The sequence below is a fragment of the Leclercia sp. W6 genome, from assembly GCF_003336345.1.
Taxonomy (GTDB): Bacteria; Pseudomonadota; Gammaproteobacteria; order Enterobacterales; family Enterobacteriaceae; genus Enterobacter.
Genome location: NZ_CP031104.1, coordinates 905,155 through 926,640, shown reverse-complemented (window position 1 = coordinate 926,640; position 21,486 = coordinate 905,155). Strand labels below are relative to the sequence as shown.

The 21,486-nt window shown below is 55.4% G+C and carries 16 protein-coding genes, 2 tRNA genes, 2 other RNA genes and 1 pseudogene; 10 read left to right on the top strand and 11 right to left on the bottom strand.

Features of this window, described 5'->3' with window-relative positions:
* Positions 1-28: 28 nt before the first annotated feature.
* A complete protein-coding gene (gene tdk / locus DVA43_RS04595; protein ID WP_103822265.1) occupies positions 29-643 on the bottom strand; it encodes a thymidine kinase in 615 nt (204 codons plus the stop codon).
* Between the two features lie 548 nt (positions 644-1,191).
* On the opposite strand from tdk, the gene hns reads away from it, so the two are divergent.
* Positions 1,192-1,605, top strand: coding sequence for a histone-like nucleoid-structuring protein H-NS (gene hns, locus DVA43_RS04590; RefSeq protein ID WP_039030686.1), 414 nt, complete (start codon positions 1,192-1,194; stop codon positions 1,603-1,605).
* 203 nt (positions 1,606-1,808) lie between these two features.
* Here the strand turns inward: hns and galU are convergent, their stop codons facing one another.
* The 3 genes from galU to rssA form a co-directional block, all read right to left on the bottom strand.
* On the bottom strand, positions 1,809-2,717 hold the full coding sequence (gene galU, locus DVA43_RS04585) for a UTP--glucose-1-phosphate uridylyltransferase GalU (RefSeq protein WP_114314719.1): 909 nt from the start codon (positions 2,715-2,717) through the stop codon (positions 1,809-1,811).
* A 201-nt stretch (positions 2,718-2,918) separates the two neighbouring features.
* Complete coding sequence (gene rssB, locus DVA43_RS04580) at positions 2,919-3,932, bottom strand: two-component system response regulator RssB (protein ID WP_114314718.1); 1,014 nt, start codon at positions 3,930-3,932, stop codon at positions 2,919-2,921.
* A 91-nt stretch (positions 3,933-4,023) separates the two neighbouring features.
* The gene (gene rssA / locus DVA43_RS04575) at positions 4,024-4,923 is read right to left on the bottom strand and encodes a patatin-like phospholipase RssA (protein WP_114314717.1); all 900 of its coding nucleotides are present in this window, start codon (positions 4,921-4,923) and stop codon (positions 4,024-4,026) included.
* 114 nt (positions 4,924-5,037) lie between these two features.
* Between rssA and DVA43_RS04570 the strand changes: the two genes are divergently transcribed.
* From DVA43_RS04570 to DVA43_RS04545, 6 genes are all read left to right on the top strand, one after another.
* Entirely contained in the window at positions 5,038-5,496 is a 459-nt protein-coding gene (locus tag DVA43_RS04570) for a YchJ family protein (RefSeq protein ID WP_114314716.1), read from the top strand.
* A gap of 45 nt (positions 5,497-5,541) precedes the next feature.
* The gene (gene purU / locus DVA43_RS04565; protein ID WP_103179925.1) at positions 5,542-6,384 is read left to right on the top strand and encodes a formyltetrahydrofolate deformylase; all 843 of its coding nucleotides are present in this window, start codon (positions 5,542-5,544) and stop codon (positions 6,382-6,384) included.
* A 156-nt stretch (positions 6,385-6,540) separates the two neighbouring features.
* Positions 6,541-6,625 (top strand) — tRNA-Tyr (locus DVA43_RS04560).
* 43 nt (positions 6,626-6,668) lie between these two features.
* Positions 6,669-6,800: non-coding RNA, RtT sRNA (locus DVA43_RS04555), on the top strand.
* A 35-nt stretch (positions 6,801-6,835) separates the two neighbouring features.
* Positions 6,836-6,920: transfer RNA gene (locus DVA43_RS04550), tRNA-Tyr, on the top strand.
* A gap of 46 nt (positions 6,921-6,966) precedes the next feature.
* A non-coding RNA gene (locus DVA43_RS04545) (RtT sRNA) lies at positions 6,967-7,093 on the top strand.
* Positions 7,094-7,346: 253 nt separating this feature from the next.
* Here DVA43_RS04545 and DVA43_RS04540 read toward each other — a convergent pair.
* Positions 7,347-7,789: pseudogene (locus tag DVA43_RS04540) on the bottom strand (Lrp/AsnC family transcriptional regulator).
* A gap of 107 nt (positions 7,790-7,896) precedes the next feature.
* On the opposite strand from DVA43_RS04540, the gene DVA43_RS04535 reads away from it, so the two are divergent.
* Positions 7,897-8,793: a DMT family transporter gene (locus DVA43_RS04535; RefSeq protein WP_114314715.1), complete on the top strand. Its 897-nt coding sequence runs from the start codon at positions 7,897-7,899 to the stop codon at positions 8,791-8,793.
* Here the strand turns inward: DVA43_RS04535 and narI are convergent.
* From narI to DVA43_RS04510, 5 genes are all read right to left on the bottom strand, one after another.
* Entirely contained in the window at positions 8,790-9,467 is a 678-nt protein-coding gene (gene narI / locus DVA43_RS04530; protein WP_103179928.1) for a respiratory nitrate reductase subunit gamma, read from the bottom strand. The genes DVA43_RS04535 and narI overlap by 4 nt on opposite strands.
* Positions 9,467-10,177: a nitrate reductase molybdenum cofactor assembly chaperone gene (gene narJ / locus DVA43_RS04525; protein ID WP_103179929.1), complete on the bottom strand. Its 711-nt coding sequence runs from the start codon at positions 10,175-10,177 to the stop codon at positions 9,467-9,469. The genes narI and narJ overlap by 1 nt, the downstream gene beginning before the upstream one ends.
* Entirely contained in the window at positions 10,174-11,709 is a 1,536-nt protein-coding gene (narH, locus tag DVA43_RS04520) for a nitrate reductase subunit beta (RefSeq protein ID WP_114314714.1), read from the bottom strand. The genes narJ and narH overlap by 4 nt, the downstream gene beginning before the upstream one ends.
* Positions 11,706-15,449, bottom strand: coding sequence for a nitrate reductase subunit alpha (locus tag DVA43_RS04515; RefSeq protein WP_114314713.1), 3,744 nt, complete (start codon positions 15,447-15,449; stop codon positions 11,706-11,708). Before DVA43_RS04515 ends, narH begins: the two co-directional genes overlap by 4 nt.
* Before the next feature lie 378 nt (positions 15,450-15,827).
* Entirely contained in the window at positions 15,828-17,222 is a 1,395-nt protein-coding gene (locus DVA43_RS04510) for a NarK family nitrate/nitrite MFS transporter (RefSeq protein ID WP_114314712.1), read from the bottom strand.
* Between the two features lie 309 nt (positions 17,223-17,531).
* On the opposite strand from DVA43_RS04510, the gene narX reads away from it, so the two are divergent.
* Together narX and narL are read left to right on the top strand one after the other, a co-directional pair.
* Positions 17,532-19,328: a nitrate/nitrite two-component system sensor histidine kinase NarX gene (gene narX / locus DVA43_RS04505; protein ID WP_114314711.1), complete on the top strand. Its 1,797-nt coding sequence runs from the start codon at positions 17,532-17,534 to the stop codon at positions 19,326-19,328.
* Positions 19,321-19,971, top strand: a complete 651-nt coding sequence (narL, locus tag DVA43_RS04500) for a two-component system response regulator NarL (protein WP_103822275.1) — start codon at positions 19,321-19,323, stop codon at positions 19,969-19,971. The genes narX and narL overlap by 8 nt, the downstream gene beginning before the upstream one ends.
* Positions 19,972-19,973: 2 nt before the next feature.
* On the opposite strand, the gene DVA43_RS04495 is transcribed toward narL, so the two are convergent.
* Entirely contained in the window at positions 19,974-21,377 is a 1,404-nt protein-coding gene (locus tag DVA43_RS04495; RefSeq protein ID WP_114314710.1) for a YchO/YchP family invasin, read from the bottom strand.
* Positions 21,378-21,486 lie beyond the last annotated feature (109 nt).

The window sequence follows — 21,486 nt, the reverse complement described above, 5'->3', positions numbered from 1 at the left end:
GTAAATAGCAACAGACCCTACTGGACCGTTAACGACGACTGGCTTCCTGAATCGCTGTCAGAGAGCCTACCACCAGCGCCTCTTTATAATGCTTACGACATACGGATACATAGCGCTCATTGCCGCCAATCACCACCTGTTCGCCTTCCGCATAGGGTTTTCCTGCCTGATCAAGACGCAGCACCATACTCGCTTTACGCCCGCAGAAGCAGATGGTTTTTAATTCCACCAGTTTGTCTGACCATGCCAGCAAATACTGGCTGCCGACAAACAGCTCGCCGCGAAAATCCGTTCGCAGCCCATAGCAAAGTACCGGAATATCCAGCTCATCAACCACTTCAGAAAGCTCATGAACCTGCTGACGCGTTAAAAACTGGCTCTCATCCACCAGTACGCAATGGACTGCCTGGTCAGCGGCCTCTGCACGAATTTCATCCAGCAGATTGGTTTGTGGGTTAAATAACCTGGCTGGAGAAGAGAGGCCAATTCGGGAGCTCACTTTTCCGGCACCAAAACGGTCATCGATTTCAGCGGTATAAACCACCGTACGCATCCCACGCTCCTGGTAATTGTAGGAGGATTGCAGTAACGCGGTCGACTTACCTGCGTTCATTGCTGAATAGTAGAAATACAGTTGTGCCATTGGCCGTTAAACCCTAATCAATGTGTATTATTACCGATAAGCGATTGTACCATATTTTGTCGGGTCTTCCGTGCTGCAGCGCGGAAGACCCGCGTTACGAGAGATTTCATCCTTCGCCAGGATATAGGACAACTTACGAAGGAGCAAACGAAAAGGACGTAAAAACTCATGGTTTTATAAACGCTAAGTTCTGGAAAAATCTGTTATTTTAATGTCGATACGGGGCTTGAAATGATTCAGGTGTAATTAAAAATTCCCTTGGGCAACCGTGTTTTGAGTACTAATACGAAAGGTTGATATTTATCCGGAGAAACAAAAACCCCCATGAAAATTGTCTGCAAAAAAAGAGTTCACCGTCAGGTTTACAACGCATCTTTTGATAACGCCGCCCCCCTTTCACCTCACCAAATTTAAGTTCTGATAATTAATAATAGTCCCGAATATTAGGTATTTTTGAATTCCTTACATTCTGGCCTATTGCACATATCAATTTATGCCTCTATTATTACCTCAACAAACCCCCACATTATAAGTTTGAGATTACTACAATGAGCGAAGCACTTAAAATTCTGAACAACATCCGCACTCTCCGTGCCCAGGCGAGAGAATGTACTCTGGAAACGCTTGAAGAAATGCTGGAGAAATTAGAAGTCGTTGTTAATGAGCGTCGTGAAGAAGAAAACGCCGCTGCTGCTGAAATCGAAGAACGTACACGTAAACTGCAGCAATATCGTGAAATGCTGATCGCTGATGGTATTGATCCTAACGAATTGCTGAACAGCATGGCTGCCGCTAAAACCGGTACTAAAGCTAAACGTGCTGCGCGTCCGGCTAAATATAGCTACATCGATGAGAACGGCGAATCTAAAACCTGGACCGGCCAGGGTCGTACTCCAGCTGTTATCAAAAAAGCAATGGATGAGCAAGGTAAACAACTGGACGACTTCCTGATTCAGGAATAAGTCAGTAAATATCCGAAAAATCCCGCTTAATGCGGGATTTTTTATGCCTTTATTTTATCTCGTGTGACATTCTGTTACACGTGCTCATATAACGATTACATCACACTATTACCCTACCTTACGTGAGTGACACCCTAAAAAGGTTATAAAAAAACCGGTGTAGCATGGCTATCACCGGTTTTGCTTAGGGCGTTAACGCCGTATTAGTTTTTAATGCCCAGCGTCTCTTTCAGCCAGCCCTTAAATTCTTCGCCCAGGGACTGGTGACGGACACCATATTCAACGAAGGCCTGCATGTAACCGAGTTTATTACCGCAGTCGTGGCTCTTCCCTTTCATGTGGTAAGCCTCCACGGTCTCTTTTTCGATCAGCATGTCGATGGCGTCGGTCAGCTGGATTTCATCTCCGGCACCTGGAGGCGTTTTCGCCAGCAGCGGCCAAATCTCTGCGCTCAGAACATAACGCCCTACTACAGCGAGGTTAGACGGCGCTACGTCAGCTTTTGGCTTCTCAACCACGCCAACCATTGGCACGCTGTCGCCCGGGTTCATCGCCACGCCTTTGCAGTCGACAACGCCGTATGCGGTCACGTCTTCAACCGGCTCAACCATGATCTGGCTGCTGCCCGTTTCATCGAAACGTTTAATCATTTCGGCCAGGTTATCCTGGGAAAGATCGGATTCAAACTCGTCCAGAATAACGTCTGGTAAAATAACCGCTACCGGCTCGTTACCGACTACCGGATGGGCACATAACACAGCGTGTCCCAGACCTTTTGCCAGCCCCTGACGGACCTGCATAATAGTTACGTGCGGCGGGCAAATAGACTGCACTTCCTGAAGAAGCTGACGCTTCACGCGTTTTTCCAGCATGGCTTCAAGTTCAAAACTGGTATCGAAATGGTTTTCGATAGAGTTTTTGGATGAATGTGTTACCAGCACAATTTCAGTAATGCCTGCAGCAATACATTCGTTGACCACATACTGGATTAATGGCTTATCAACGAGTGGCAGCATCTCTTTTGGAATTGCCTTCGTTGCTGGCAGCATCCTGGTTCCCAACCCGGCAACCGGGATAACGGCCTTTCTCACTTTCGAATTTACGGCAGCCATTGAAACTCTCCTGAACTGTTCATGTTTTGAACTTTAGTCTGCATTAATAACGCGTTTAGTATATCAGCCTGTGGAGGATGTCCGGGTCTGAAAAGGACGCGCTACCGCTTAATTAGGATAAATACGAATAAAAACAGGCACCGATAGTAGCATTGCCCGAAAAACAACGGTAAAGCTATCTACCGTTTAAATTCCAACTGACTATTCTGTGGACAACATTAAGCGCAACCGCCCCCCTGTACCCCAAATTTGGCATTGCCATGAGGTGCAGCGATGGCTTATTTGATTCAGATAAGTATTTCCTAAGGTTCCTAACGGAACGCCGTTGCTGACCTGAATATGATGCTCACCCGTATTAAGCGTGGCATTAAGTCCGGCGGAGACTAAAATCAAATTTTTCAGGCCGCTATGGTAATAACCGACCAGTAATGGGAATTGTCCTGGCAAACTGGCCTGGCGCAGCAGCTGGTTAACCTGTTTCAGCAGGCTGCCTAACTCAGGCAGGCGCTGACCCTGATGAGAAAGTTGTTCCTGAAGCAAGCCATTAAATAATGCCCGCAATAATAATGCCGCCAGCACACCATTATCGCCCGCCCGGGTAACATCCAGACAATAAAACGCCAGATCGTTATCGGATAATGGTGCGATATCCAGCACCAGACCCGGTTGATCGGCAGCCATCAGCTGGCGGTAATTAACTTTGCACCCGGAAAATGTCTGCTGAACCGGCGGCTGAAGCTCCTGTAACAGTTTTGCCGCCGCAGAGGGGTTATTCACCAGCGCATCCCAGTCCTGAAAAAGCCGCTCCTCCTCTTCAACACGCGAATTAAACATATTGGGATAGAGGCAGGCGAGAACGGTTTCACGCAAGCGATTCAGATCTTTAACTGGCTTAAGCAATACGTCCTGGACACCCAGGCGTAACGCTTTTGCGATATCGGCCATATTTTCGGTCGCAGAAATGACCAGAATGGGGATCTGGTCACCGGCATTACGTAAATGCTCCACCAGCTTCAGGCCATTCATCCGCGGCATGGCGATGTCGCAAATCATCAAATCGGGCTTAATGCCCACCATTTTTTCCAGGGCGTCGATCCCATCACCTGCAAGTGCAGTCGTCGCCCCCAGCGATGATAGCCATGAATCCAGTAAGGAGCGGAAAACAGGCTCGTCTTCAACTATCAGAATTTGTTTCCCGGCTAATGGCTGTGTCATGGTCTCTCCCGGCGCTGACAATAGATAAATAGTGGCATGCTATCGGCACTATCGCCTGTCAGATTTTGCTGAAGTAATCAAAAAAGGGTGCTCAGGCTGTTGCCCGCACTAAAGGTAATAATTCGTCCATTTTCTTTTCGACTGCCTGCGCGCCTGCGGTAATGGCCGCTTCAGCACGATGGAAATCGAGCGTTGAAATTTGTGGACAAAAAGGTTGAATCAATATATCCGGCGGGTCACCCGCCATTCGATTACGCTTCAGGCGATTTTCCAACACCTGAATCGACGTCGTCATGATTTCCATGGCGGTTGGCGCAGCCACCAGCTTGCGGGTGGTTCGCGTGAAACGTCCTCGCAGGCGTTTATGCCACGCGAGATCCTCCAGAGCGGACTCATCCGGCTGGGTGTTGACCGGCATCAGATCCTGCTGCATCAGGTGGGCATCATGTTGAAGATCGACGGCAATCACGATATCGGCCCCCATCGCACGGGTCAGTGAAATGGGGACAGGATTCACAACGCCGCCGTCAACCAGCCAGTAACCGTTGTGCGGAACCGGCGCCATCAGACCCGGCATACTGCAGGAGGCACGGACGGCAAGATGAATATCGCCTTCGGTAAACCAGATCTCCCTGCCGGTGCTGAGGTTGGTTGCAACCGCACCGAAAGGCATCTGACAGCTGGAGAATTCGGTCAGGGGCATCACCTGGCGAAAACGGTTAAAGACGCGCTCTCCGCGTAATAACCCGCCACGTTGCCAGGAGAGATCCATCAGGCGCAGGACGTCCCAGTAGCTAAACGATCGTACCCAGGTTTCCAGCTCGGGAAGCTTGCCACACGAGTAGGCGGCTCCCACCAGTGAACCTATTGAACAGCCTGCAACAATATCAATTTCGATACCCAAACGTTGTAAGGCGTTGATCACACCAATATGCGACCAGCCCCGGGCTGCACCTGAGCCCAATGCCAGTCCAATTTTTACTTTTCTCATTAGCCCTGTTTAGCGTCCCCTGGATTCCTGCATAGCGTCATTGCGACCGCTCAGTTAACATAGTGCCACCCTGGCGTTATATGCCATTCATTTTTTAATTTCAGGAAGAGAATCGTGTCTCAACTCTGTCCCTGCGGTAGCGCCCTCGAGTATAGCCTATGTTGCCAACGATATCTTAACGGTGAGCAGGTTGCACCGGACCCGGCATCACTTATGCGCTCCCGATATGCCGCTTTTGTGACGCGGGACGCAGACTACCTGATCAAGACCTGGCATCCATCCTGCCATGCTACTGATTTTCGTCAGGAGATCGAGGCCGGATTTGCAAATACGCAGTGGATCGGCCTCACTCAGTACGAAACGGCAGCAGGCCGGGATGAAAACGAGGGGTTCGTCAGTTTTGTTGCGCGCTTTACCGAGCAAGGAAGAGCGGGCGCGATCATCGAACGCTCGCGTTTCTTAAAGGAGGGCGGAGAGTGGTACTATATTGACGGCACGCGTCCACAGTTTGGTCGTAATGACCCCTGCCCTTGTGGTTCAGGCAAAAAATTTAAAAAGTGTTGCGGGCAATAAGGCCTGACAACACGGTTCAAGCAAACACGTAAGGATTTTCCGGCAATGCAATCAACACAACGTAAAGTGCTGCGCACCATTTGTCCCGACCAGAAAGGGCTGATCGCCCGTATCACCAATATTTGCTACAAACATGAACTGAATATCGTGCAGAACAACGAGTTTGTTGATCACCGTACCGGCCGCTTCTTTATGCGTACCGAGCTGGAAGGGATCTTCAATGACGCGACGTTGCTTGCCGATCTGGACGGCGCGCTCCCGGAAGGTTCCGTGCGTGAACTGAACCCTGCCGGTCGACGCCGGGTGGTGATCCTGGTTACCAAAGAGGCCCACTGTTTGGGCGACCTGCTGATGAAAGCCAACTATGGCGGGCTGGATGTTGAGATCGCCGCGGTCATTGGTAACCATGAGACGCTGCGTACGCTGGTTGAGCGTTTTGATATTCCGTTTGAGCTGGTCAGCCATGAAGGTCATACCCGCGAAGAGCATGACAATTTAATGGCGCAGGCCATCGAAGCGCATAACCCGGATTACGTGGTGCTGGCGAAATACATGCGTGTCCTGACGCCGTCATTTGTTGCCCGCTTCCCGAATAAGATTATCAACATTCACCACTCGTTCCTGCCGGCCTTTATCGGCGCGCGTCCTTATCACCAGGCGTACGAACGTGGCGTGAAAATCATCGGCGCAACGGCACACTACGTGAATGACAATCTGGATGAAGGTCCAATCATCATGCAGGACGTGATTCATGTCGATCACACCTACACGGCGGAAGATATGATGCGTGCCGGCCGCGACGTTGAAAAAAATGTCTTAAGCCGTGCGCTGTATCAGGTGCTGGCGCAGCGCGTCTTTGTCTACGGTAACAGAACGATTATTCTTTAATCCTTTATAAAATGAATTGATTAGCTTTGCGTCTTTATGCGTAAAAATCAGGCAAACGATTCATTTATGCAAAGGAAGTCTTTACAGGGGCGCGTCATTTGATATGATGCGCCCCGCTTCCCACAAGGAAGCAGGCCAGTAAAAGCATTACCCCGTGGTGGGGTTCCCGAGCGGCCAAAGGGAGCAGACTGTAAATCTGCCGTCATCGACTTCGAAGGTTCGAATCCTTCCCCCACCACCATTATTCACCACAGCGATGTGGTAATACCGATGAGATGTAGCGATGTTTGCACTTATCGGGAAGGGTGAGAACCTTCGATGAAGGTTCGAGTCGAGCGAAAGCGAGACAACGTTGCCAAAGGCAACGGCCCGAAGGGTGAGGAGCGAAGCGACGAATAATACTTCCCCCACCACCATCTTCAAGTTTCACCTCAAAATCTGAATTACCCCTGGTGGGGTTCCCGAGCGGCCAAAGGGAGCAGACTGTAAATCTGCCGTCATCGACTTCGAAGGTTCGAATCCTTCCCCCACCACCATCACTTCCAGATAGTTTCAAACCTCTTACTCCGCACTATGTTCCATATTCTTCCAATGCAGGGAAGGATGAGAAGCTTCGACCAAGGTTCGATTCGAGCGTAGCGAGAAAGCGTTGCCGCAGGCAACGACCCGAAGGGCGAGGCGTAGCCGAGTTATCCTTCCCCCACCACCATCCCTTCTCCGAAAAAATCGATTCAAAATAAAAACACATTCTTCGGATTCCGTGCACCTTTTCCCCGGTGGCGCTGTGCTTACCGGGGCTACAAAACCGCACCATACCCGTAGGCTGGGTAAGGCGCAGCCGCCACCCGGCAAGATATCCGCACCATACCCGTAGGCCGGGTAAGGCGCAGCCGCCACCCGGCAAGATAACCGCACTACACCCGTAGGCCGGGTAAGGCGCAGCCGCCACCCGGCGAAATCCCTTACAACGGGGGCAACCGACGGGTCACCGGTGAACTCTTCACAATCGACGTATTGCACTGCGCATGTTCTGCCAGTCCATCCAGCAACGTATCCAGTTGCTCGATGGAGCGCACCACCAGTCGGATAACGAAACAGTCCTCGCCGGTCACTTTGTCACTTTCAATACACTCCGGCATCTGCTGGATGTATTTATCCACTTTATGCAATAACCCCGGTAACGGCCGCACGCGCACCAGCGCCTGCAGCGTGTAACCCAGCGCGGCCAGGTTTACCCGCGCGCCATACCCCTGAATGATGCCCCGCTCCTCCAGCCGTTTTAAACGCTCTGCCGTACTGGGTGACGTGAGCCCAACCCGGGCGCTTAACACCTTCAGCGACATACCGCATCCTCTACCAGACAGCGCACAATATGGCGGTCGATCTCATCGATAAGGTACTCCATAACATTCACCTAATTTATAAAACCAAACCTCTCCTTTTACCTTAATTCAGCGCTGTTAAACCGGACACAGTTTTTTAACAATAGAGGCAATAATCAGGAGGTGTACGATGCGCGACATTCAAAAAGGCGTCTGGCAAATGAGCCTGGCGATGCTGATATCCGGCTCTATTGGTGCTTTTGTTTTGCTTTCCGGCTTGCCGGTCACTGACGTGGTGTTCTGGCGCTGTCTGATCGGCGCTATTGCGCTGTTTCTTTTTATTCGTTTGAGTAAACGCCCTTTTAGCCCGTTAACCAAAGTGACCCTGGGTCTGGCCATTCTTGGCGGCATTGCGCTGGTCGTTAACTGGCTGCTGCTCTTTGCCGCGTTCGAACGTATCTCCATCGGACTTTCGACGGTGGTTTATAACACCCAGCCCTTTATGCTGGTGTTGATGGGCATGCTGATGGGCGAACGGGTGAGTCTGGTGAAATGGGGCTGGCTGTTCCTCGCCTTTGGCGGGGTGGTGAATTTGCTCTCCAGCGAGCTGACCGGCGGACACAGTGCACAATGGCTTTCGGGGATCGGACTCGCGCTGGGTGCTGCCTTCTTTTACGCCCTCACTGCCATTATCACGCGCAGATTACAGACCATTGCACCGCAGCACATCGCCTTTATCCAGGTGTTAACCGGCGTGGTGATGCTGCTGCCGCTGGCGCATATGCCGACCTTCTCCAGCGATTTCCCGTGGGCGATTCTGCTGACGCTGGGCGTCGTGCACACGGGGGTGATGTATCAACTGCTGTACAGCGCCATTCAGAAGCTCCCTACCCCCATCATCGGCTCGCTGTCGTTTATCTATCCGGTCGTCGCGCTGATTGTCGATAACCTGGTATTTGGTCACGCGCTCAGTCTTACGCAACTGGCCGGTGGAGCCTTGATCCTGCTGGCAGCGGCGGGTAACAACCTCGGCTGGGGCGAAAAAAAACCCCGCCAGAGCGGGGTTGAGATGAAAACGGCGGATTAGCGACGGGCGCGCACAATCTGGTATTTGCGCGTCATGTACTCCACCGGCGCGCTCCAGATATGCACCAGACGGGAGAACGGGAACAGCAGGAACAGCGTCATGCCCAGCACCAGGTGCACGCGGAAGATAAACGCCACGCCGTCCAGATGCTCAGACGCACCGCCATGGAAGGTCACTACCGACTGTGCCCAACCCACCAGCTTCAGCATTTCGCTGCCGTCCATATGCTGAGCCGAGAACGGAATGGTCAGCAGACCCAGCGCGCACTGCACCATCAGCAGGGTGAGGATCAGGATATCCGCCCCGGTGGTGGTAGCACGTACGCGCGGGCTGAACAGACGACGCTTCAGCAGCATCAGGCCGCCTACCAGGGTCATCAGGCCGCAGGCACCGCCGGCAATCATCGCCATCTTCTGCTTCACGTCCATCGGCAGGAAGGATTCATACATCCAGTGCGGGGTCAGCATTCCGAGGAAGTGACCGGCAAAAATCCCCAGGATCCCGAAGTGGAACAGGTTGGATGCCATGTTCATCCCTTTGCGATCCAGCATCTGGCTGGAGGCGGCGCGCCAGGTGTACTGGCCGTAGTCGTAACGCAGCCAGCTACCAATCAGAAATACCGAACCCGCAATGTACGGATAGATATCGAAGAAGAACATATTCAGGAAGTGCATTATTGCTGTCCTCCGTTAGAGATATTCAAATATTGCGGGGCAACGGCACCGGCAAAACGACGCTGGTGAGCAGAGATTTCCGACTCGCCGCAGCTCTGGTCAGCAAAGAACTTCACCTGCTCCTCTTCCCAGACCGCATCCAGCGCCTGTGGGGTGTCGTCGCGCGCTTCATCGGCGATTTTCTCCGCCACTTTTTCACTGTCGACCGAGGCGTTAGCCAGCTTCACCAGCAGTTCGAACAGCACCGCATAGCGGCTTTCACGCTGTTGCAGACGCGCGCTCAGTAACGCCAGGATCGGGGCGATATCCTGCAGGCCGCCCAGCGCCTCTTCTTTTGGCAGCTGTGCCAGATACTCCAGGTAGAGCGGCAGATGATCCGGCAGCTCGCGGCTGTCGAGATGCAGGCCGTGCTGTTCATACTGGGCCATTAAATCCACCATTGCCTGACCACGGTCGCGGGACTCGCCGTGAACGTGTTCAAACAGCAGCAGCGAGGTGGCGCGGCCCCGGTCGAACAGCTGGCTGTAGTCAGACTGCGCATCCAGCAGATCGCGTGCTAACAGATCGCGGAGGAAAACGCCCAGTTTCTGGGCATCCTCTTTATCCAGGTTTTCCGATGACGCAAGTGCATCGAAGAGTTCCTGTTGATGCTGCGCCAGCGCAGCATCCGGGTACTCGAGCAGACGCGAAACAATGACGAGTTCAATCATTGGTGCGGCTCCGTTTTGCTGGTCACATCCATCGCGTCGATGCGGCGGCTGTTGAACAGGTTGAATTTGTTGTCTGAACCGTGGCAACCGTCGCCGAAGGTAAAGCCACACCCGCTTTTCTCCGGGAAGGCTTCACGCGCCAGTTCACGGTGGCTGCTCGGTACCACGAAACGGTCTTCGTAGTTGGCAATCGCCAGATAACGGTACATCTCCTGGGCCTGGGCTTCACTTAAGCCCACCTCTTCCAGCGCGCGGGTATCGATGACGCCGTCAACGGTTTCCGCGCGTTTGAAGTGGCGCATCGCCAGCATACGTTTCAGGGCCAGCAGCACCGGCTGGGTATCCCCTGCGGTGAGCAGGTTCGCCAGGTACTGAACCGGGATACGCAGGCTTTCGACGTCCGGCAGGATACCGTTGCTGCCCAGCTCGCCGGCATCCGCTGCGGACTGAATTGGCGACAGAGGCGGCACGTACCAGACCATCGGCAATGTACGGTATTCCGGATGCAGCGGCAGAGCCAGCTTCCAGTCCATCGCCATTTTGTAGACCGGCGACTGCTGCGCGGCGTCGATCACGCTCTGCGGAATGCCGTCTTTCAGCGCCTGAGCGATCACCTTCGGATCGTTCGGATCGAGGAACACATCCAGCTGACGCTGATAGAGATCTTTCTCGTTTTCGGTGCTGGCCGCGTTCTCAATCGCGTCCGCGTCATAGAGCAGTACGCCGAGGTAGCGAATACGGCCTACGCAGCTTTCGGAGCAGACGGTTGGCATCCCGGCTTCGATGCGCGGGTAGCAGAAGATGCACTTCTCGGACTTACCGCTCTTCCAGTTGAAGTAGATCTTTTTGTACGGGCAGCCGGTGATGCACATACGCCAGCCGCGGCACTTGTCCTGGTCGATCAGCACGATGCCATCTTCTTCACGCTTGTAGATGGCACCGCTCGGGCAGGTGGCGACACACGCCGGGTTGAGGCAGTGTTCGCACAGGCGCGGCAGGTACATCATGAAGGTGTTTTCGAACTGGCCGTACATCCCCTTCTGCATGTTCTCGAAGTTCTGGTCTTTGGCGCGTTTTTCGAACTCGCCGCCCAGAATCTCTTCCCAGTTTGGCCCGCTGGTGATCTTGTCCATGCGCTGACCGGTGATCAGCGAGCGTGGACGGGCGATCGGCTGATGTTTGCTCTCCGGCGCGTTGTGCAGGTTCTGGTAGTCAAAATCAAACGGCTCGTAGTAATCATCGATGCCCGGCAGATGCGGGTTAGCAAAGATTTTACCCAGCAGCAGCGCGCGGTTACCCATGCGCGGCTGCAGCTTGCCGTTGATTTTACGGATCCAGCCTCCCTTCCATTTTTCCTGGTTTTCCCAGTCGGTCGGGAAGCCGGTGCCCGGCTTGCTTTCCACGTTGTTAAACCACGCGTACTCCATCCCTTCCCGGCTGGTCCAGACGTTTTTACAGGTGACCGAGCAGGTGTGACAGCCGATGCATTTATCCAGATTCAGCACCATGCCGACTTGTGAACGAATTTTCATTTTACGCTCTCCTGTACCTGGTCATTACCTTCGCCGTCTAACCAGTTAATGTTCTTCATCTTACGTACCACCACGAACTCATCGCGGTTCGATCCTACGGTGCCGTAGTAGTTAAAGCCGTAGGCCAGCTGGGCATAACCGCCGATCATATGGGTTGGTTTCGGCGTAATACGGGTCACAGAGTTGTGGATCCCGCCGCGCTGCTCGGTGATCTCAGACCCCGGCAGGTTCACGATGCGTTCCTGCGCGTGGTACATCATGGTCATCCCGGCCGGTACACGCTGGCTTACAACCGCACGCGCCGTCAGGGCACCGTTGCTGTTGAAGACTTCGATCCAGTCGTTATCTTCGATCCCCAGATCTTTGGCGTCCGCTTCACTCATCCAGACAATCGGGCCGCCGCGGGACAGGGTCAGCATCAGCAGGTTGTCGCTGTAGGTGGAGTGGATACCCCACTTCTGGTGCGGCGTCAGGAAGTTCAGCGCCTTCTCCGGGTTGCCGTTCGATTTCGCGCCCATCACCGCTTTCACCGAGCGGGTGTCGATTGGCGGACGGTACACCAGCAGGCTTTCACCAAAGTCACGCATCCACTGGTGATCCTGATACAGGGACTGACGCCCGGAGAGGGTACGCCATGGGATCAGCTCGTGAACGTTGGTGTAACCCGCGTTGTAAGAGACATGTTCATCTTCGAGGCCAGACCAGGTCGGGCTGGAGATAATTTTGCGCGGCTGGGCCTGAATATCACGGAAGCGGATCTTCTCGTCTTCTTTGTTCAGCGCCAGATGGGTATGGTCGCGGCCAGTAAACTCGCTCAGCGCCGCCCAGGCTTTCACCGACACCTGACCGTTGGTTTCCGGTGCCAGGGTGAGGATCATCTCTGCCGCATCAATCGCCGTGTTCAGCATTGGCTGGCCTTTCGCCGGGCCGTCCGCTTTGGTGTAATTGAGCTTACGCAGCAGATCCATCTCGCTCTGGGTATTCCAGGCGATCCCTTTCCCGCCGTTACCGATTTTCTCCATCAGCGGGCCGATAGAGGTAAAGCGCTCATAGGTCGCCGGATAGTCACGTTCAACCGGAATAATGTGCGGTGCGGTCACGCCCGGGATCAGGTCGCATTCGCCTTTTTTCCAGTCCTTCACGTCCAGCGGCTGCGCCAGTTCGGCGGCGGAGTCGTGCTGGATGGGCAGCGTCACCACGTCGGTCTCTTTGCCGAGGTGCCCTACGCAAACTTCAGAGAATTTCTTCGCGATGTCTTTGTAGATATCCCAGTCGCTTTTCGATTCCCACGCCGGGTCAACGGCCGCAGAGAGCGGATGAATAAACGGATGCATATCCGAGGTATTCATGTCGTCTTTTTCGTACCAGGTGGCGGTTGGCAGCACGATATCGGAGTAGAGACAGGTGCTGGAGAGACGGAAGTCGAGGGTCACCACCAGATCCAGCTTGCCGTCGAGACCGTTATCTTTCCACTCTACTTCTTCCGGCTTCACGCCGCCCTGCTTGCCGAGATCTTTACCCTGGATACCGTTTTCGGTACCGAGCAGGTATTTCAGCATGTACTCGTGCCCTTTACCGGACGAGCCCAGCAGGTTGGAGCGCCAGATGAACAGGTTACGCGGATGGTTTTTACCGTTTTCCGGCTGTTCTGCCGCGAAACGGATGGAACCCTCTTCCAGGGATTTGACGGTGTAATCCACCGGGGTCATGCCCGCTTTCTTCGCCGCTTCTGCAATGCGCAGCGGGTTGGTTCCCAGCTGTGGCGCAGAGGGCAGCCAGCCCATGCGTTCAGCGCGGACGTTGAAGTCGATCAGATGACCGCTGTAGCGGGATTTATCCGCCATCGGCGACAGCAGCTCCTGCGCGGTAACCGTTTCATAGCGCCACTGGCTGGAGTGGTTATAGAAGTAGGAGGTGCTGTTCATGTGACGCGCCGGACGCTGCCAGTCAAGGGCAAACGCCAGCGGCTGCCAGCCGGTCTGCGGACGCAGTTTTTCCTGGCCCACGTAGTGTGCCCAGCCGCCGCCGCTCTGACCCACGCAGCCGCAGAAGATCAGCATGTTGATCAAACCGCGATAGTTCATATCGAGGTGATACCAGTGGTTCAGACCGGCACCGACGATGATCATTGAACGACCGTGGGTCTTATCGGCGTTATCGGCAAACTCACGTGCGGTACGGATAATCTGCGCCCGTGGAACGCCGGTGATCTGCTCCGCCCAGGCTGGGGTGTAGGCTTTTACGTCGTCATAGCTGGTGGCGCAGTTTTCATCACCGAGACCGCGCTCCAGACCGTAGTTGGCCAGGGTCAGGTCATACACGGTGGTCACCAGGGCGCTAGAGCCGTCGGCAAGCTGCAGGCGTTTCACCGGCAGTTTGTGCATCAGGACGTTCTGCAGCTCCACCTTGTTGAAGTGCTCGGAGCCTTCGCCGCCGAAATACGGGAAGCCAACATCAGCGATCTCGTCCTGGCTGCCCAGCATGCTGAGGCGCAGTTCGGTCTCTTCGCCCGTCGTGCCGTTACGCTGCTCGAGGTTCCATTTACCTTTCTCGCCCCAGCGGAAGCCGATAGAGCCGTTCGGTGCAACCAGCTCGCCATTGCTATTACAGGCAACGGTTTTCCACTCCGGATTGTTTTCCTGGCCCAGCGCATCCACCAGATCGGCGGCACGCAGCATGCGGCCTGCGGCATAGTAGCCGTCACGCTCTTCGAGCATGACCAGCATCGGCATGTCGGTGTAACGACGCACGTAGTCGGTGAAGTACTGGCTTGGCTTGTCGACATGGAACTCACGCAGCATGACGTGGCCCATTGCCAGCGCCATGGCCGCATCGGTACCCTGCTTCGGCGCGAGCCACAGATCGCAGAGCTTGGCGATTTCGGCGTAGTCCGGGGTCACGGCTACGGTTTTGGTGCCTTTGTAACGCACTTCGGTAAAGAAGTGGGCGTCCGGGGTACGGGTCTGCGGCACGTTAGAGCCCCAGGCGATGATGTAGCTGGAGTTGTACCAGTCGGCGGATTCCGGAACGTCGGTCTGCTCACCCCAGGTCTGCGGAGAGGCAGGCGGCAGGTCGCAGTACCAGTCGTAGAAGCTCAGGCAGGTGCCGCCGATCAGCGACAGATAACGCGCGCCAGAGGCGTAGGAGACCATCGACATCGCCGGGATTGGCGAGAAGCCTGCCACGCGGTCCGGGCCGTAGGTTTTCACGGTATAGACGTTGGAAGCGGCAATCAGCTCATTCACTTCCTGCCAGGAGGAGCGTACAAAGCCGCCGCGGCCGCGAGCCTGTTTGAAGCTCTTCGCTTTGTCGGCATCTTCGATAATAGAGGCCCAGGCCAGAACCGGATCGCTGTGCTGCGCTTTCGCTTCACGCCACATCTTCATCAGGCGTTTACGCATCAGCGGGTATTTCAGGCGGTTAGCGCTGTAGAGATACCAGGAGTAGCTGGCGCCACGCGGGCAGCCGCGCGGTTCGTGGTTTGGCATATCCGGGCGGGTGCGCGGGTAGTCGGTCTGCTGCATTTCCCAGGTCACCAGACCATTTTTGACGAAAATCTTCCAGCTACAGGAGCCGGTGCAGTTTACGCCGTGGGTCGAACGTACGACTTTGTCATGTTGCCAGCGCTGACGGTAACCGTCTTCCCAGTCCCGGTTAGTCTCCAGAACCTGGCCGTGCCCATCGGCAAATGTTTCGCCCTTCTGTTTGAAGTAGCGAAACCGGTCCAAAAATTTGCTCATCGGGTATCTCCTGTATGGAGCCTGTGGCTCTCTAAATCGACATTGCTGATTTGCAGCGAAGGTAACGCTCTGAAAGAGGAGGAGAATTGATAACGATCAAGGGGAGTTGGGGATGTTCAGAAGGGGAAATTTTCGACTACCACCAAAGCGGTACAGAATATAATAATGTAACTTACTGTTTTATATGGTCATTATTTATTTATCCTACATAAGCGCGCGTAACATTTAACCCCAGCGGTATTAAGGGGTAGGTAAGCCTGATTAGCGATGGCGATCACAGTGGCCGCATGCTAACAGCGGCTTACGCTTTAAGTATGTTGTAACTAATTGCAGCGCAAAAAAAGCGCGGCACCAAGCCGCGCAAACGGATAATCAAACTTACTTTTTATTAGAATTCCGTCCGTATACCAGCCAGGTGACAAACACGCAGACGATATAGAAAATCAGGAACACCTTCATCGCACCCGCCGGCGAGCCGGTCAGATCCAGCGAGATACCAAAGGCTTTAGGAATAAAGAACCCGCCAATCGCGCCGATCGCTGAGATAAAGCCCAGCGCGGCTGCGGTGTCGGTAGCCGCCTCACGCATCGCCTGCTGCTCAGTGCCGCCCTGCGCTTTAACGCGATCCATTGTCAGTTTACGGAAGATCACCGAAATCATCTGGAAGGTTGAAGCACTCCCCAGCCCGGCGGTCAGGAACAGCACCATAAAGACCGCGAAGAAGGCGCCGAAGTTGCCGCCCACACCGTTCACCGGCAGGGTCATAAACAGCAGGGCACAGAAGAGAGCCATCACCACAAAGTTCACCAGCGTCACGCGGGTACCGCCCAGACGGTCAGAGATCATCCCGCCGGTAGAGCGTGCCAGGGCGCCAATAAACGGCCCGAAGAAGGCGTAGTGCAGGATCTGCACATCCGGGAACTGGGTTTTGGACAGCATCGCAAACCCGGCAGAGAAGCCGATAAACGAGCCGAACGTTGCCAGATAGAGCAGCGCCATGATCCACAGGTGAGCGCGCTTCAGCACCGGCAGCTGTTCGCTGAGCGACGCTTTCGATGCCGCCAGGTCGTTCATGCCAAACCATGCCGCCAGGGTAAAGACCACCAGGAACGGCACCCAGATCCACGCGGCGTTCTGCAGGAACAGCAGCGAGCCGTCGGCCTGTTCAACGCCAGCGCCACCAAAGGCCGCAAAGATAGAGACCGAGATCGCCAGCGGCGCAATCAGCTGCATTACGCTGACGCCCATGTTGCCCAGGCCGCCGTTGATCCCCAGCGCCCCGCCCTGCTTCTGTTTCGGGAAGAAGAAGCTGATGTTCGCCATGCTGGAAGCGAAGTTTGCCCCTGCAAAGCCGCACAGCAGAGAGATGATTACGAAGGTGCTAAACGGTGTAGAGGTATCCTGTACCGCAAAGCCCAGCCAGACGCACGGGATGATCATGATGCCGGTACTGAACGCGGTCCAGCGGCGTCCGCCGAACACCGGTACCATAAAGGCATAAGGGACACGCAGCAGTGCGCCGGAGAGCGCAGGTAGCGCGGTTAACATAAACAGCTGGTCGGTGGTAAACTTGAAGCCCACTTTCGGCAGGTTAACGGCGACGGCGCTGAACAACATCCAGACGCAGAACGCCAGCAGCAGACAGGGAACGGAAATCCACAGATTACGACTTGCTACACGTTGGCCGCGCTGTTGCCAGAACGCCGGATCTTCCGGACGCCACTCGGTAATGACTGCGCCAGAATCCCTTTCGGGGGTAGTAGAGTGACTCATAGACACCTCTGATTCTTAAAAGTTGCCACAAAGATCAGGGTTTTAAGCCGACAGGAAGTTGATATAAATCAATGGGAAGGTGGGCAATTTTATGGCCCGAAAATCGCTATCCTCCAAAGTGAGTAGCGCTTTTCAGTGAAAAAGGTGTGGTTTTTCACGGTACTGCTTCCCCCGCTTACCCCTCTCCTCCCATTCACCTCTCCAATGGCAATTAGTAGGTAATCCTTTTGAGGTATGGGTATACTCCAGGGGTTGCCTGAGAATAGAGCCCTTGCCGAGTCCAGGCATTGTCAGGAGCCAGACTGCCCTATGTTTAAACGCTGTTTTTCACCACTCACGCTGGTTAACCAACTGGTACTGATTGTCATGCTGTCTACCGGGATCGGGGTGACAGGGATGGCGATCTCCGGCTGGCTGGTTCAGGGCGTTCAAGGCAGCGCACACGCCATTAATAAGGCCGGTTCACTGCGTATGCAGAGCTACCGCCTGCTGGCGGCCATCCCCCTGGAAGCCAAAGACCAGGCGTTACTCGATGAAATGGAAGCGACGGCGTTCAGCCCCGAACTGGAAATCGCTGCCCGCCGCGATCGTCAGCAGGCGCAGCTGAAGGCCCTGCAGACTTACTGGCATACCCAGTTAATGCCCGGGCTGCGACAGGCGCGTAATCCGGATGCGGTAGCCCAGGATGTCTCCGGCTTTGTCAGCCGTCTGGATACTCTGGTTTCGGCGTTCGATCACAGCACCGAGCTGCGTATCGGCCGGGTGGTACTGCTGCAGCAGGTGATGGCGGTCTTTATGGGGCTGCTGCTGGTCTTCACCATCCTCTGGCTGCGCGCCCGGCTGCTGCACCCCTGGCGCCAGCTGCTGGCGATGGCCCGCGCCGTGACCCAGCGTGATTTTACCCAGCGCGCCCACATCAACGGACGCAATGAGATGGCGATGCTCGGCGAGGCGCTGAACACCATGTCCGGCGAGCTGGCTGAGAGTTATGCGGTGCTGGAACAGCGCGTGCGCGAAAAAACTGCCGGGCTGGAGCAGAAAAACGAGATCCTCTCCTTCCTCTGGCAGGCCAACCGCCGCCTGCACTCCCAGGTGCCGCTGTGCGAGCGCCTCTCGCCGGTGCTTAACGGCCTGCAGAATCTGACCCAGTTGCACGACATTGAATTGCGCGTATACGACCTGGAAGATGAAGAGAATCATCAGGAATTTACCTGTCAGTCGGATGCCAGCTGCGATGAAATTGGCTGTCGCCTCTGCCCGCGCGGCCTGCCGCCGCTGACCACCAGCGGGACCACCCTGAAGTGGCGCCTGGCGGATAACCTGACGCAGTACGGCATTTTACTGGCGACGCTGCCCGCCGGACGTCATCTCAGCCACGATCAGCAGCAGCTGGTCGATACGCTGGTGGAGCAGCTGACCGCGACCCTGGCCCTCGACCGCCATCAGGAAAAACAGCAACAGCTGATTGTGATGGAAGAGCGCGCCACCATTGCCCGCGAATTGCATGACTCCATCGCCCAGTCGCTCTCCTGCATGAAGATGCAGGTCAGCTGTCTGCAGATGCAGGACACGGATCTGCCGGAGAGCAGCAAGCAGCTGCTGAGCCAGATCCGCAACGAGCTGAACACCTCCTGGATACAATTGCGTGAACTGCTGACCACCTTCCGCCTGCAATTGACGGAGCCTGGCCTGCGTCCGGCGCTGGAGGCCAGCTGTCAGGAGTTTAGCGCCCGGCTCGGCTTTACCGTCTCACTGGACTATCAGCTGCCGCCCCGTTTCGTACCCTCTCACCAGGCTATTCATCTGCTGCAGATCGCCCGGGAGGCCTTAAGCAATGCGCTGAAACACGCCGGGGCGACGGCGGTGTCGCTCACCGTGAGCCAACATGAAAACCAGGTCAGACTGGTGGTGCGTGACAACGGCTGCGGGATCCCGGAAAACGCCGAACGCAGCAACCACTATGGTCTGATTATTATGCGAGACCGCGCACAAAGCCTGCGTGGAGATTGTCAGGTCCGCCGAAGTGAATCGGGCGGAACTGACGTTATCGTCACCTTTATTCCCGAAAAGCCTCTTTTCACTGCTCAAGGAGAACACCATGTCTAATCAGGAGCCCGCTACAATCCTGTTGATCGACGACCATCCGATGCTGCGCACCGGTGTTAAACAACTTATCAGCATGGCGTCGGATATCACCGTCGTGGGCGAAGCCAGCAACGGGGAACAGGGTATTGAACTGGCCGAAGCGCTCGATCCTGATTTGATCCTGCTCGACCTGAATATGCCCGGCATGAACGGCCTCGAAACCCTCGATAAGCTGCGCGAGAAAACGCTCTCCGGGCGCGTGGTGGTCTTCAGCGTCTCCAACCATGAAGAGGATGTGGTCACCGCCCTGAAACGCGGCGCCGATGGCTACCTGTTAAAAGACATGGAGCCGGAAGATCTGCTGAAATCGCTGCAACAGGCGGCGGCTGGCGACATGGTGTTGAGCGAAGCGTTAACCCCGGTGCTGGCGGCCAGCCTGCGCGCCAACCGTGCCACCTCCGATCGCGACGTGAGCCAGTTGACCCCGCGCGAGCGCGATATCCTCAAGCTGATTGCACAGGGGTTGCCAAACAAGATGATCGCCCGCCGTCTGGACATCACCGAAAGTACGGTCAAAGTCCATGTGAAGCATATGCTGAAGAAGATGAAGCTGAAGTCACGGGTGGAAGCGGCGGTCTGGGTACACCAGGAGCGCATTTTCTGAGTTTACTCCTCCGGCAGCAGCGTCCAGCGCGGATCTTCCTCTGGCAGCGCCAGTAGCGGCTCCGTCAGGGCAAGCGTGATCTCATTGGAAGAGACACGCTGCCCCGCTTCATCTTCCACCACCACCGACAACCGCCAGCGGTTGCTTGCCCCCTCACTGCTATCCCACGCCGGCAGGATAATGCTCCAGCCTTCGCTGTCACTGGCCTTCGCCGGTGAGGTCAGGCTCAGCGCCTGCGTATCGCCCTGCCAGTGCAGGGAACGCACCCCGTTACGGCTGCGAATATCCAGCTTCAGCATGACCGTTTCGCCCGGCTTGAGATCCCACGGCGGCGTCGCCAGCCATACCGAGAGCGTTTTACGCTGACGGAACTCCAGCACCGGCAGGTTCTGACGCTCAGGCGGATCGTAGCGGCTTCCCCGCAGGGAGCGGCTTTCGGCCACTTCGCTGGCGGAGAGCTGTTTTTTTAGCGGCACCCCGAAGCGGTAGTTGAGTTTCAGGCCGAGGTTGTTCTGGCTCACCCCGCTCTCCCCCTGCTTATGCCCGGCGGAAAGGGTCACCAGCGGCACCGGGGTGTAGTTCAGCCCGAGGTTGACCGCCAGCGGATTGTGGTACCCGGTGCCGGTGTGGAACAGATCCACGCTGTCGCCAAAATATTGTTCAAAGCTGATGCTGGTGTTGAGGTGATGATAAAAGGGCAGCCTGGCGTTGGCGCTGATATCGTACCCGCGCGCCATGCGCTGCTCCTGCACCTCCGAGCTGTCACGCCAGCTGGCAAACGGCTGATAGTAGTTGGCCGACAGGCGCAGGTATTCGCCCCAGGCTTCCGCTCCCAGCCCGGCGCGCTGGAGGTTTTCATCGAGCAGATTGTCATAAAAGGTGTTATAACCGAGCAGCCACTTGCCCGCCACCCAGCGCTGGCCGATGCCTGCATTGCTCACCAGACCGTCCTCCTGCTGGGTCAGGCCGAGCTGACTCCAGGTGAGGTAGTGGTTGTTATCCTGCCAGGGTATAAACCAGCTCCCCTTGCTGCCGGTGAAGCGCCCCTCGTCATTGACCAGCAGATCGACGCTGGCATTACCCCACGGCGAAAGCCAGGACTCAATATGCTGGTTCACCTCCTGGCTAACGGCGTCCCGCACCTTGCCCAGGGCAAACTGCCGGGCCTGCTCCTCGGTGGTCAGGCCGTTGTCGGTCATGCTGGCTTCGCCGAACGCTTTCGCCATCTCCGCCAGATGCTTCTCACCTTCCCCCGTCGGGGTCGCCATGCCTAAGTCCGGCAGGCTGTCGCCATTATTATCGAACGGATTTTGCGCCTGATGGATAAACGAATTCGGGGCAGCGTGAACAGCTCCGGCATAACAGAGGAGAAGAAACAGCGAACGAATATGGGGGGAAACAACCATCACCGTCGTGTAAGGGTGCCTGTGTTGAAAGAAAACGGAGTTAACACCTTAGCGTGCCTGAGAAAAAATTTCAGCCCTAAGGTAAATTTCAGGAATATCCTGAAGATTG

Excerpts from the sequence above, each read along its gene's own strand:
- tdk (WP_103822265.1), bottom strand. The coding sequence starts at position 643 with ATGGCACAACTGTATTTCTACTATTCAGCAATGAACGCAGGTAAGTCG.
- hns (WP_039030686.1), top strand. The coding sequence starts at position 1,192 with ATGAGCGAAGCACTTAAAATTCTGAACAACATCCGCACTCTCCGTGCC.
- galU (WP_114314719.1), bottom strand. The coding sequence starts at position 2,717 with ATGGCTGCCGTAAATTCGAAAGTGAGAAAGGCCGTTATCCCGGTTGCC.
- rssB (WP_114314718.1), bottom strand. The coding sequence starts at position 3,932 with ATGACACAGCCATTAGCCGGGAAACAAATTCTGATAGTTGAAGACGAG.
- rssA (WP_114314717.1), bottom strand. The coding sequence starts at position 4,923 with ATGAGAAAAGTAAAAATTGGACTGGCATTGGGCTCAGGTGCAGCCCGG.
- purU (WP_103179925.1), top strand. The coding sequence starts at position 5,542 with ATGCAATCAACACAACGTAAAGTGCTGCGCACCATTTGTCCCGACCAG.
- DVA43_RS04535 (WP_114314715.1), top strand. The coding sequence starts at position 7,897 with ATGCGCGACATTCAAAAAGGCGTCTGGCAAATGAGCCTGGCGATGCTG.
- narI (WP_103179928.1), bottom strand. The coding sequence starts at position 9,467 with ATGCACTTCCTGAATATGTTCTTCTTCGATATCTATCCGTACATTGCG.
- narJ (WP_103179929.1), bottom strand. The coding sequence starts at position 10,177 with ATGATTGAACTCGTCATTGTTTCGCGTCTGCTCGAGTACCCGGATGCT.
- narH (WP_114314714.1), bottom strand. The coding sequence starts at position 11,709 with ATGAAAATTCGTTCACAAGTCGGCATGGTGCTGAATCTGGATAAATGC.
- DVA43_RS04515 (WP_114314713.1), bottom strand. The coding sequence starts at position 15,449 with ATGAGCAAATTTTTGGACCGGTTTCGCTACTTCAAACAGAAGGGCGAA.
- DVA43_RS04510 (WP_114314712.1), bottom strand. The coding sequence starts at position 17,222 with ATGAGTCACTCTACTACCCCCGAAAGGGATTCTGGCGCAGTCATTACC.
- narX (WP_114314711.1), top strand. The coding sequence starts at position 17,532 with ATGTTTAAACGCTGTTTTTCACCACTCACGCTGGTTAACCAACTGGTA.
- narL (WP_103822275.1), top strand. The coding sequence starts at position 19,321 with ATGTCTAATCAGGAGCCCGCTACAATCCTGTTGATCGACGACCATCCG.
- DVA43_RS04495 (WP_114314710.1), bottom strand. The coding sequence starts at position 21,377 with ATGGTTGTTTCCCCCCATATTCGTTCGCTGTTTCTTCTCCTCTGTTAT.